This window comes from Segatella copri, assembly GCF_024330485.1.
GTDB classification, from domain to species: Bacteria; Bacteroidota; Bacteroidia; order Bacteroidales; family Bacteroidaceae; genus Prevotella; species Prevotella copri_L.
In genome coordinates this window covers 42,664-55,318 of record NZ_JANDWX010000017.1, presented here as the reverse complement: position 1 = coordinate 55,318, position 12,655 = coordinate 42,664, and the positions used below count along the sequence as shown (strand labels likewise).

Annotated in this window: 9 protein-coding genes and 1 pseudogene; 9 read left to right on the top strand and 1 reads right to left on the bottom strand. The window is 44.8% G+C overall.

Translation table 11 applies throughout. The annotated features are described in order from the left end of the window. Nucleotides 1-27: 27 nt before the first annotated feature. Genes NNC77_RS10345 through NNC77_RS10335 form a run of 3 tightly spaced genes read left to right on the top strand, consistent with a single transcriptional unit; the run spans nt 28 to nt 2,882 of the window. Nucleotides 28-243: a hypothetical protein gene (locus NNC77_RS10345; protein ID WP_254970807.1), complete on the top strand. Its 216-nt coding sequence runs from the start codon at nt 28-30 to the stop codon at nt 241-243. Between the two features lie 15 nt (nt 244-258). Next, entirely contained in the window at nt 259-1,245 is a 987-nt protein-coding gene (locus tag NNC77_RS10340; protein WP_254970806.1) for a hypothetical protein, read from the top strand. A gap of 29 nt (nt 1,246-1,274) precedes the next feature. Then, on the top strand, nt 1,275-2,882 hold the full coding sequence (locus NNC77_RS10335) for an OmpP1/FadL family transporter (RefSeq protein WP_254970805.1): 1,608 nt from the start codon (nt 1,275-1,277) through the stop codon (nt 2,880-2,882). A gap of 406 nt (nt 2,883-3,288) precedes the next feature. Here NNC77_RS10335 and NNC77_RS10330 read toward each other — a convergent pair whose 3' ends face one another. Beyond that, nucleotides 3,289-5,373: a protein-disulfide reductase DsbD family protein gene (locus tag NNC77_RS10330; RefSeq protein WP_254986885.1), complete on the bottom strand. Its 2,085-nt coding sequence runs from the start codon at nt 5,371-5,373 to the stop codon at nt 3,289-3,291. A gap of 517 nt (nt 5,374-5,890) precedes the next feature. Between NNC77_RS10330 and NNC77_RS10325 the strand changes: the two genes are divergently transcribed. The 6 genes and pseudogenes from NNC77_RS10325 to NNC77_RS10295 all read left to right on the top strand — a co-directional run bounded on the left by NNC77_RS10325 (nt 5,891) and on the right by NNC77_RS10295 (nt 12,650). Further along, the gene (locus NNC77_RS10325) at nt 5,891-7,189 is read left to right on the top strand and encodes an AAA family ATPase (RefSeq protein ID WP_117694139.1); all 1,299 of its coding nucleotides are present in this window, start codon (nt 5,891-5,893) and stop codon (nt 7,187-7,189) included. A gap of 3 nt (nt 7,190-7,192) precedes the next feature. Then, nucleotides 7,193-7,771, top strand: a pseudogene (locus NNC77_RS10320) (RloB family protein); the annotation flags it as partial. Between the two features lie 248 nt (nt 7,772-8,019). Continuing rightward, the gene (locus tag NNC77_RS10310; protein WP_254986884.1) at nt 8,020-9,213 is read left to right on the top strand and encodes a hypothetical protein; all 1,194 of its coding nucleotides are present in this window, start codon (nt 8,020-8,022) and stop codon (nt 9,211-9,213) included. 432 nt (nt 9,214-9,645) lie between these two features. Beyond that, nucleotides 9,646-10,023, top strand: coding sequence for a hypothetical protein (locus NNC77_RS10305; protein ID WP_254986883.1), 378 nt, complete (start codon nt 9,646-9,648; stop codon nt 10,021-10,023). 177 nt (nt 10,024-10,200) lie between these two features. Continuing rightward, complete coding sequence (locus NNC77_RS10300; protein WP_118415312.1) at nt 10,201-11,532, top strand: hypothetical protein; 1,332 nt, start codon at nt 10,201-10,203, stop codon at nt 11,530-11,532. Beyond that, a complete protein-coding gene (locus tag NNC77_RS10295; RefSeq protein WP_254986882.1) occupies nt 11,529-12,650 on the top strand; it encodes a CHC2 zinc finger domain-containing protein in 1,122 nt (373 codons plus the stop codon). The genes NNC77_RS10300 and NNC77_RS10295 overlap by 4 nt, the downstream gene beginning before the upstream one ends. Nucleotides 12,651-12,655: the final 5 nt, after the last annotated feature.

The window sequence follows — 12,655 nt, the reverse complement described above, 5'->3', positions numbered from 1 at the left end:
TAATTTCTTGTCTAAAAACGCCTTCGAATGTTCAAAAAAGCTAGATTTGTTTTAAATCTTCTGCAAAATTATAAAAAAATAGGGGAAAACCTACAATTATTTAGGGAAATTCTGTATTTTTGCATAAAGATAAGCAATATTTTTGCATCCAGATTATTATATAATCAGAAAAGGGCTCTTTCTGGAGCCTTCTTCTTGATGGTTTATGATGAATCTGGAAAGAGAAATATGGAGAAAAAATAAATAGGAGAACAGAATATGAAAAGAAAGTATCTTCTTGCAGTCCTTATCGCAGCTGCGATGCCACTCACTTCGATGGCACAGGACGATGACCTCTACTTCAATCCGAAGAAGGAGGCCAAGGAAAAGGCTGAAAGACGGGCTCTGCTCCAGCGCCAGTATGCTGAACAGCGGGCACGTAGAGATAGTATTTATCGGCTGTTTTGGAGCGGAAGCGACCGTTCGGTAGATGAATATAATCGAGGCGGCAGAATCTTCAGCCATTATGAGAATGTAGGGAAAGATTCCCTGGGCAACGACATTATCCAGTTCCATGTGGGCAAGGGGGTGGCGCCCGACAGCATTTATGATGATGCTTACTTCGCCCAGAAGTATGCTGACAGGGATGAGGATTTCGTACGCACACGCGAGATGAGCCGATGGGACGGATTCTATGATCCATGGTTCTACGATTATTATGGTTACGGTCCTTACTACTGGCGCAGCCGCATGTGGGGCTGGCACAATCCTTGGCGCTACGGCTATTATGCCGGCTGGTATGATCCTTGGTTCGACCCTTGGTACGATCCATGGTATTATGGTTACTGCGGCTGGTATGGTGGCTGGTACGCCCCTTGGTATTATGGCTGGGGCGGCTACTACAATCCTTGGTATTGGGGCGGTCCGATATACGGACATGTAAGCTATGGTGGATTTGCTGGCAACATTCGCTATAACAACCCAGGTCGTATTGATGGTTCTAATCACCAGTATACAGGTGTTGGCGGTAATAACCGTAATACTTATTCACGCCGTAGTGGTTCTAACCGTAGCTTTGGCCAGCGTCAGAATACTGGCAACTTTAATAATAACTCTTCTTGGGGTAGTCGTAGTAATTCTGGCTTTAGTAACAGTAGCGGTAATTTCGGAGGTGGCAGCTTCAGCGGTGGCGGCCGTTCCGGTGGCGGTAGCTTCGGAGGCGGCGGTGGTCACTCTGGTGGCGGCAGCTTCGGTGGAAGAAGATAAATTGATAATAACAATTAGTATTTAAGATTATGAATAAATTAAAACATATATTCTTTGCCAGTATGCTCATGGCTAGCATGACTGCTGCTGCGCAAGAAACCTATCAGGACGCTAAGTTGGCTGCACCCCAGCTTACAGGTACTGCCCGCTATGTGGGTATGGGTGGTGCTATGGAAGCTTTGGGCGCCGATATTTCCACTATCAGCAGTAACCCTGCTGGTATTGGTCTTTTCCGTAAAAGCCAAATAACTCTTACTGCAGGAGTTATCGCCCAGACAGATGCAGAGAATTATACGGAGTATAATGATGCTCGTATTACTTTTAATGGTAAAAAGAGTCATCCTACCTTTGACCAGGTGGGTATCGTATGGAGTCCGAAAAACAAAGGTACCAATTGGCTGAATCTGGCTTTCAATTATCATAAGAGTGCCGACTTTGGACAGATTCTGAATGCTGCTGGAGCTTTAAAGAATGTTTCTCTTAATAAGATAACCGCAGCTAAGAATTTCAAGGAGTATGCTGGGTGGACCAGTCAGGACGCCAACCTTGGTGGATATAAGGATAATTCCGGAAACTATCAGCCTGGTTTGTTTACTGTTCCTACTGATGGTGGTTTGGCTTATGCTGAGGCTGATAAGTATTTGTTTGGTCAGTATCAGCATGGTTATATTGGCACCTATGATTTCAACATTAGTGGCTCGCTTAATAATCAGGTTTGGCTTGGTTTGACAGTCGGACTTCATGATGTTCATTACAATAGTAATTCTCTTTATTCTGAAGACTTCGTTGATGGCAATATAATGGATTCATTTGAGCAATTGAAGATTACTGGAACAGGATTTGATGTGAAGGCGGGTGTTATCTTCCGTCCAGTCAAGGATTCTCCTTTCCGTATTGGTGCTTATTTTAATAGCCCTATCTTCTATGATCTCACAGTTAGTGGCGATAATGATATTACTATTTCGGGGAATTATGATCCTGCTATCTATGAGGAAAAAGATGGAAGTCAGCAGCCTTGTTATGTCAAGGGTAGTAGGGGACAGAGTATAGATTATGATTTCCGGCTTAATACACCATGGAAAGTGGGCGCCAGCTTGGGTCATACTATAGGAAATTATCTGGCACTTGGTGCAACTTATGAATATGCCTGGTACGATCATATGGACAACCGTGTGAAGGATGGTGGTTATTATGATTCCTATTGGGGAGACTATTATGAGAGCAGTAGTAGTGATGAGGCTATGAATCACGATACTCAATTGAACCTGCAAGGTGTAAGTACCTTGAAGTTAGGTGCAGAGATTAAGCCTGTTGACATGTTGTCAATCCGATTAGGTTATAATTATGTATCGCCAATGTACAAGGATAATGCTTTGCGCGATCAGACATTTGACAGTAATGGCGTTTACATCGCTTCTTCTGCTGATTATACCAACTGGAAGGCGACAAACCGTTTTACTTTAGGTGTAGGTTTCAATTACCAGAATTTGGCTATAGATGTGGCTTATCAGTATTCTTCTCAAAAGGGAGATTTCTATCCATTCGAAAGTTTTACGGATATGGGCTGCTCTGTTAATGCAACCAAGGTTGACAACAAGCGCCACCAGTTACTGATGACCGTTGGCTATAGGTTCTAAAATGTGAAGGTAGGGTAGTTATTGATTAAATAATGTGAAATCCCTATGAAAAAGCCAGTTCTTTGAAAAAAAGTTGGGAAAAAGTTTGGCGGTTTCATATAAAAATCCTACCTTTGCAATCAAGAAATCGGGATGATTTCGTGTCATAGATTAGGTTTTTAGATTAAAGGTGTTATTCACCTTATTTTCTAGGATTTAAAAATATTAGTTTTTTTAGTGGTTAATTTAGTTTTAGTAAGTATGTTTAGGGTCTGTTGTGAAACAGGCCCTATTTTTTTGTGCTTTTACAAAAAATCCCCCAACAGGATGGCTTGGAAACCATACCTGTCGGGGGAAAGTAATAATCCTAAATAAATCTACCTTGAATAAACCAATACCGGCCTTATTTGAACTATTAAATCATATATTATTTGTTTCTGTAATTATCCAGACCCTTGTTCAGGAAGTCGAGATAAGCACTAACATCTTCTTTGAAACTGAAGGCTGCTGCAAGAGGATTGCCATCGTTGTCAATAGCCACATAGAATGGCTGGGCATTGGCTCCAAACTTGCTTGCCTGCAGATAACTCCACTTGTCGCCAACGGTTCGCAGGGTGCGCTTCTCGCCATTAAACGTTACCTCCATAGGCTCAGCAAGAGGAGTCTTGTCATCTACATAAAGTGAGATGAGAACATAATCCTTTGTCAGCTTATCGGCAACCGATGGATCTGTCCAGACAGAAGCCTCCATCTTGCGGCAGTTTACACAACCATAACCCGTGAAATCAAGCAATACCGGTTTGCCAGCAGCCTTGGCAGCAGCCATTCCCAACTCATAATCCTTGTAAGCAGGCTCTACGGTCTTGGTGTTGAGGTTGAAGTCCTGTGTATTAATAGGTGGAGCAAATGCGCTCACAGCCTTGCAAGGAGCACCCCAGAGACCTGGAATCATATAAACCGAGAATGCCAAAGAACAGAGACCCAACATGATGCAGGCTACAGGCATAGGCTTGTTGATGTCGCCCCCGATTGCATCAACCTGGAACTTCAGCTTGCCGATGAGATAGAGACCCAACAGACCGAAGATGACAATCCAGAGAGAGAGGAATACCTCGCGGTCCATGATGTGCCAGCCGTAAGCCAGATCGGCTACAGAGAGGAATTTCAGAGAGAAGGCAAGCTCGATAAAGCCGAGCACAATCTTGATAGTCTCCATCCACGAACCCGACTTAGGAGCCGACTTCAACCATGATGGGAAGAGGGCGAAGAGGGTGAATGGGAGCGCCAGAGCAAGCGCAAAACCGAACATTCCCACGGTAGGAGCGAGCCAGTCGCCGGATGTAACGGTCTGAACCAGCAGCAAACCGATGATAGGAGCTGTACATGAGAAGCTGACCAATACCAGGGTGAAAGCCATCAGGAAGATAGAAATCATACCCGTGGTGCTGGAAGCCTTGTTGTCTACCGCATTTCCCCAACTGTCAGGCAATTTGATTTCGAACCAACCGAAGAACGAGAAGGCGAAAACGGCAAGCAGGAGGAAGAGGATGATGTTGAAAACGGCACTTGTGCTGAGCGCATTCAGGGTGCTAGGACCTGCGATGGCTGTTACGGCAAGACCCAAAACCAGATAGATGACTACGATGCTCAAACCATAAGTAATCGCATCGCGGATACCTTTCTTCTTATCGTTCTTAGCACGCTTCAGGAAGAAACTTACGGTCATCGGGATGATAGGCCAGATGCAAGGCATGACGAGCGCAAGCAGACCGCCCACGAAACCGATGAAGAAGATATAGAAGAGCGAATGGTTGGCGATGTCGTTAGCTCCGCCAAATGCCTGGAGTTCTTTAACAACCGGTTTCCATAAGTCCTTGACGTTCAGATTTTCCATAGCAGATGCCAAAGCTGCGGAATCTACGGGCTGAGTAGCGCTGTCGGTCTGAGCCAGGGCTGCGGCTTTGGCAAGCGAATCGGCCTTCATCTTGGCTGCAAGGGCAGGGTCAATCGCCTTCGCATTCAGAGCATCTTTTGCTCCAGCTGCAGGAGCATCAACGGCTGGTGATTTGCCACTCTGCTTAAAACCAGCCTCGCTTGGTGGCATACAGTTCTGGTCGTTGCAGGCGCCATACTCCAGATAGGCATCAATATGATAATTTGGTTGGGTAAACTTCACTTTCTGTACAAAGGTAACGCTACCCTCAAAATAACGGAGTTTCATCTCGAAGAGAGGGTCGAACTTTGCAATCTCTCTGCCGCGTGGCTGAAGTTTTCCTACGAGTTCAGCTCCTTCAAGCTTGTTTACGTTGAACGAAGCGGAAATAGGTCCGTCGCCACCCAAACCGGTAGAATAGACGTGCCATCCCGGTTGGATTTTTCCGCTAAACACGATTTCGGCCACAGCACTTCCGTCTGTTTTCAGCGAGCTGGTGAACTTTACAGGGTTCATCATCTGCGCCTGAGCCAGCATTACTACAAGGAGTAATTGAAAGATTAAAAATACTTTTTTCATTTCTATTTTTTAATTTTATGTTGCAAAGTTACTAAAAACTACTCATATTACGTATTCAGATGGCCTTAAGGGTACTCGGTTTTAATTTTTTTAAGAAAAAATGCTAATTTTCTAAGTTTAACATGGCTATTTCGTACTTTTAATGTAATTATGCCGACAGAATAAAGCAATCCAAAATTCTTTTTCTCATAACGCCTATTTACCATAATACCGGTTAGAATTAAAAAGAGGAAAGTAAAAAAAGGAGGAAATATTCCGTTGTTAGCCACTCATGATTTCAATCCGATATTTTTCATTTTCTTCATTTCAAAACCTTCTGACTTCGGTCAACATATGCATAAACCGATGAAAACAATTTAAAAACTGTTGAATGAAAAACCTCTTTAAAATAGAAAAAGCTACGGAAAACACGGCTTTTAATATTAAATAACGTGAATTTTTCACGAAATACAAATTTTCATTTTGTAATTCTGCTTTTTTATCGTATATTTGCACCACAATAAAAAAAAGAACAGCTATGATACAGGAATTTCAAATACAGAACTTCTTCAGCATCAGGGAAAGGCAAACGCTTAGCTTCCTTCCTACTAATGATGACAAGATGAGAAGCCAATACCTATACGAAGTGGCAGAAGGTGTTGAACTCCTCAAAATTGGTATCGTGTATGGTAGCAACGCCAGCGGCAAAACCACGCTGCTCGATGCCCTCGCATTCTTCCGTCGCACCATGCTCTACAAGCCGGAAAACAAGAATATGGGAATGGGGTACGTTCCTTTTCTTCTGGATAATCACAGCCGCAAAGAACACTCCTCTATGCAGATGACCTTCTGGCTCAACCGGGAGAAATACATCCTAAGCCTGGAATTCGACGAAAAGCGAATCTACGAGGAGATGCTGATGGTTTATACAAGTTCACGCCCTACCAAGTTATACAGCCGCAGCTATCAGCAGGAAACAGACCACTCGGAAGTTACCTTTGGCAGCAAATCGGGCATCAACAAAGCCACCCAGCGAGCCATCGCCGGCAATACTACCAACAACTGCACGGTTATGGCCGCCTTCGGACAATCGAATGCAGCCACATCACGACTGAACGCCGTAGCAGAATTCTTCTATTCGGGAATGCGAGATACGCTGAGCCCGCGCGACTCCCTGACATTTAACGTGAAAGACGAATTACGTCATGACAAGGAGGACAAGAAAAAGCGCTTTCTGTTACAGATGCTGAAAGCGAGCGACTTCAATATCACCGACCTTTCGCTAGATGAGAGCGAAGAGAATATCACTCCTGAAATGGAGAAAACCATCAAGAGTGCTCCCATCCCAGAGGAAGCTAAGGTAGAAATGCTTCGCCGTGGCACGCTTAAGCATGATGAAATTCTCTTTCAGCATACGGGCGACGGCGGCGAATATACTTTACACGAGCGTTTGGAATCGGCAGGCACCCACAGGTTTCTGGGCATGTCGGTGGTGCTTTACTATGTGCTCCACCACAACAACTTCATCCCTATCGACGAGGTGGAAACAAGCATTCATTATGAGCTTCTCTCCTACTTCATCAAGTTGTTTCTTGCCAACAGCGAAGGTTCTAGCCAGCTGCTCATGACCACCCACGACATCAATCTGCTGAACGAAGACTACATCCGTCGGGATGTGGTATGGTTTACAGACAAGAGCCGTGAAGGCGCCACCCAGCTGAAGCGTCTCAGTTCGCTGGGCCTGCACAAGACGATGAATCCATATCATGCCTACAAGCAAGGCAAACTGGTGGATTTACCATTCCTTGGAAGTATTTATCTAGATAAGGAGGATTAGAATATGGCAGTAAAGAAAAGTATAGCTATCATAGGTGAGGGCGAGACGGAGTGGTTCTACTTTGATTCGCTCCGCATCGCCTGCCGCTACCCCTTTAAGGTAGCGCCCGATTTTCCACAACATTCCGATATTCCTCACATGGCAAAATTGGCAGAATCGTATGTAAAATGCGAAACAGACTATGTAATCTGCCTTGTTGATATGGATCGCCTGTTGCAGAATCCAAAAGAAATGGAAACTTACTCCAAGATACGCAAGAAGAGCAGCCGTAAGATTATGTGGGTGGAGACCAATCCATGCACGGAATTCTGGTTTCTGCTACATTTCCTGCCTCAACTTTCCGTGAAGCATTACGACAGTTACGAGCAGCTCATTCCTGAGCTTCAGCGCTACATGCCTGGCTACGAAAAGACCGTAAGATATTTCCGCAAGAACAAGCTCTACAATTATCTCACGGAAAACGGCGACCTTCAGCGGGCTCTAAGCTACGCCAAGGAGCTCTCCCGGCTAAGCGAGGCTACGCCAGAAGATAAGATTGCCTATACCCAGATGCATCGGGTTTTCGAGTTGCTAGCATCGATGAATCATGATGAAACCTGCAAGGAAATCGTCACACCGAATGAACAAATCCCAATCGGAGACAACCAGCAGGAGATTATCAATTTCATCGTCAATAGCGGAAAAACTGATTTGAAATCCATTTCTAAAGCCACAGGTCTCAAAGTTTCAAGAACACGAGATTATCTCGAAATGCTCGTTGACAAAGGACTGATAGAAGTGGATGGAGAGTATAACAAAAAAATATTTAAAATAAAAGAAATTCCTAATATATGACAACAGATCAGAAAGAAAAATGCTGCAAGGCATATTACCATACTGATATCGAGCCTACACTAGACCGACTGAATCAGATAAAGGACATAGTCTCTAATTTTGAAAAGGATGGAGCAAATCGCCTCACTTGTGCACTCGAAATGAAGCACAAGGACCTAGACGAAATAGAAAAGCTTTCAGAATTCATAGCTCAAGCCCGCGAAAAAATGGAAAAAGAACTGGAACGACTGAAAAAGTTTGAACCCACTTTCAATAATCAATTTGCTACGGACCACAATAACTACTATAATTCTGTAAGCGAAGTTCTAAGACATATCAGAAGCCATCTGTCCCCTCTGAAAATCATTCTCAAGAAATTCTGCCCAAGAAAACATCCTACAGTTCAAGAATGTGAGACCTATAAGATTTTGCCCAAATCGGTAATCGATGCATCATTACTTGGAGATGAAGTTTATGAGGCTGATTTGTTTAAACTCGATAGTTTTCCGGCAGAAGTACAGGGGCTGTATAACGAGATGATAAAATTCTTCAAGGCTGAAAAGGAATGCATGGATATCTGCACAGAAATACTAGAAGAGGAACGGGATATACGCAAAGACCCCATTAAGAGCAAATGCATATTGGATAAATACAGACAGAATGCATACAAACGTATGGAAAATATGATTATGCTTATCTCCGAAGATGCCATAGAATATCTCAAGGCTACAACTCCAGCATATCAGGCATACCAGCAATATGCTTCGGAGGAAGGATTTGCACAAGGAGAATTCCATAAGCAGAACTGCGCTTCTATGGATCATCTTTGCCTTATCGAAGCTGTGACAGAAAATGATGATATTACCATTAAAGAGAAAGTGCTTTGGGGCAACAATCCGAAAACCATAAAGAAAATCAGATATGTAATAAGCCACTTCGATGAACTGCTGCCAGCAAGATTCAAGCATAAACTGATGGGAATGTATGAATATATTTTCTGTCAATGGGCCTTGCCTGAGAATGTGAAACAGGCTGTAGATTACTTCCTGGAACATTACAACGGAATCTACAAACCCGTAAAATATGCCGCAGTAAACAAGCATAGTCTGGGATATGACAAGAACTCTAAAATGGTAAAAGATTTTACGGCAGGCATCAATGTAATTTTTGCAAATAGCAATAATGCTGAACTGATGGATTTTAGTGCTTAAAAAGTAGATTTAATTATGGGCGAAAAGACTCGAAACTCATAAAAAGTGTATCAGATTAATGGCTGATACACTTTTTTTTTTTGTTTTTCAAATGGTAATCTACTTTCCAAGTAAAACAGATTTACTTTTTGAGAAAAGTAGATTCCCGGTAACCTCCTAATCTACTTTTCTGTTTCTTATAATCTACTTTGCTTTCTTATAATCTACTTTTTAACTCAGATAAACATCTATATTTCGAAAAGTGTAAATATTATTCAGTTCACTTCTATCTACTTTTTTTCTTGGTTATCTCTCCCAAAATCCCGACCTTTGCAGCACCAAACCACATCAGACCTGGGCAAGCGCAGACCGAAGCCTGTTTCGAATTTGGCTGATGCGGAATGGAGGTCCCCTCTCATCGAAACGGAGGGAATAACCGGAAAGACGACAATTATGTCTAAAATGATTTTCTACCCAAACACAGAATTGGGTATCGACCTCAAGTTGATGACTAAGGAGCCAGGGCGCATGGACGTTGGCGAGTATCTGGATGGAGCCATTACGCACGATGGCGAAGATCACTTCACCTTCGTACAGAATGACCAGGAGAAGAAACTGAAGAAGGTGGTGCAGAGAAATCCGCACGTGTATGAAGGAACTTACATCAACGTGAACCGGAAGAAAGACGGTACGCTCTACCCTACCTTCAACCGCCCGCAGTTCTCAGAACGCTTCACCTTCCAGGACTTCTGCCAGGGTGCCGCCGACGAGCTGCGCATCATTAGCGGCAAGAGTGATGACAGTCTCAAATCTCAGTCTCAGTTAGGATAAATGTCACAATCCAACTTCAAACCCGCTTCTTAAAGCTTTATAACTTATTGATTATTAATTAGTTATATATAATATATATAGGAAGCGAGACCATAAAAAAAACAACTGAGACTCTGAGACTGAGACTGCAAGCATGAAAAAATGAACATGAAATTTGATTTAACTCTCTAAAAAGCAATGGATTATAATATTTTTAGCAACATCGCTCCGGCGATGCCAAAACCCAGCAAGGGTACTGAATTTGTAAAATTTGCCATCTCTCAGGCATCAAAAGACATGCAGGAAGTGCTCATTCCGATGGCTATTCCGGCATTAGCAGCTCATCTCACAGACGTAAGATTCATGTATTCCGACAACAAATATTACGAAATGTGCGGGCAAATGGGCCATCTAATAGGTCCATCGGGTATCGGAAAGGCACAGTTGGGTCATCTTGTAGAGGCCATCATGAGACCTTTTAGAAAGCATGATGAGACTGAGTTCAAGAAACTGGTTGACTGGCAGCGACAGATGAAAACCAAGGGCGCCAACAAGGAAAAACCGGAGCGTCCGGACGTGAGTTTCTGGTTTCCACCTTCTGATGTCACCAATCCTGCCTTCATCCAGAACGCTATGGCTTGCGAACAGCTGGGCGGAAGAACCCAGTACATCAATCTGCCTGAGGTGGAGATGGCCGACAGAATGTGTGGAGGGCATAAGCAGGTGAGCCAGATGGTAAGAAATATCTTCGACTGTCAGAGGGCTGGAGCCTTGCGCGCCACGGCTGATGGCGTAACGGGCAACCCTCTGCTCCGTGTGAACCTCACCTTTACCTCTACACCCGAGGCGGCCCGACTCTTCTACAAGAAAGACCTGACCAATGGTTTCTTCGGGCGCATACCTTTCGCCTACAAAGCCCGTGGCGAGCGAAGCGGAAAGATTCCGCGACAGGGAACGTACAATAAAGATTTCCTTGAAAAGCTCGATGGCTACCTGCTGAGGCTGGACAACTGCAAAGGCAGTTTTGTGGTGAAGCAGCTCAACAAGATAGCCGACAAGCTGGCAGAGGAAATGGCACGCCTTGCCGACCTTGCTGATGATGATACGCTCTGGGAACTCTCCCACCGCAGCATCTTCTCGGCATGGAAGAAGGGAGCCGTGCTGTGGATTCTGAACGACCAGAGCTGGTCGAAATCCATCGGCGACTTCGTTGAATGGTTCTGCTACTACGATTTGTGGTCGAAGGTAAAGGTGTTCGGCGACATGTTTAAAGCGGGCGATGGGCAGGAAGAGGCTCAGAGAAGCGGACCGAAAAACATGCTCGACCAGCTGGAGAATTCCTTCAACGAGCTGCAGTTGGAAACCCTGCGCCTGAGTCTGGGCAAGAATCAGGAAGGTACCAAGCATCAGCTCAACGTATGGAAGAACCGCCAGTTTATTACTTATAACAGCCAGACGAAACTCTATACCAAGACTGCAGAATATCTGACGGGTATACCGGCTAAGAAAAAGAAAGGGAAACAGAAATGATGGAGAAATATGAGATTCAGAAACTGCGCGAACTTCCGATAGAGAAGGTTGCGAAAGAGATGGGGATGAAGGTGGAGCACCATAAGGCGCTCTGCCCCTTCCATGACGACCACCACGCCAGCCTTATGTTCAGCAAGACCAAGAACAGCTGCAGATGCTATGTATGCATGCGGAGTTCTATCGGCACCATCGACCTGGCGATGCGATACCTGGGGAAGGATTTCCCAGCGGCTTGCCGATGGCTCGCCGAGGAACATCAGATTCAGCTGGAGGAGGATTCTTCTTCGGAGAAAAGCTCTTCCTTAGGGGGCTCTTCGGGCAGAGGGGCTTCTTCGGGCTCTTCATCCGGTGGTTTTTCTTCGGGCTCTTCATCCGGTGATTCTTCTTCGGGTGATAATTCGGGGAAATCTTCCTTCGATGCAAGCAGGTATGCTAGGTTCTTCGAACATCCCTGGCTCAACCAGGCGGCCAGAAGATTTCTCTTCGAGGAGAGGAAGATTGACTGGAGAGTGGTGAACTGGTGCCGACTGACTTCATGGACGGATAAGAAGGGCATCAACTGGCTGCAGATTCCTTACTTCGATACCGATGGGCGGCTTATTGGTATTCAGAACCGAAACCTGGATTACAAGAAGAAAAAATCTTCATCGGGAGGTTGTTCTTCTGAGGGGAATGTTTCTTCTGAAGAAAAAAGTCCGGGCGAAGAAAAGGAGCAGGATGCTCCCCGCTTCCGGTTCCCATACGGCGCAAGATGCAGCATCTATAACCTGCCGGTTGTGAAGAGACTGAAACCGGGCGAGAGGCTGTTTATTACGGAGGGATGTAGCGATTGCTGGGCGATGCTTTCTGCCGGACATAAGGCGATAGCCATCCCTTCTGCCACGCTTCTCAAGCCCGAGGATAAGCAGCTGCTGACGAATATCGGAAGACTGTATCAGGTGGAATTCCACATGTTTCCTGATCAGGATGTGCCGGGCGAAAGCCTCTTCATGCAACTCAGGGAGATGCTCCCCCAGCTGGTTCACCACCAGTTGCCACCGGGCTGCAAGGATTTCAGCGAATACTATCTTTTAGGGGCTGCTGCAACTTCCGGGAGCAAGGAGCCGAAAAACAAATGATAAAA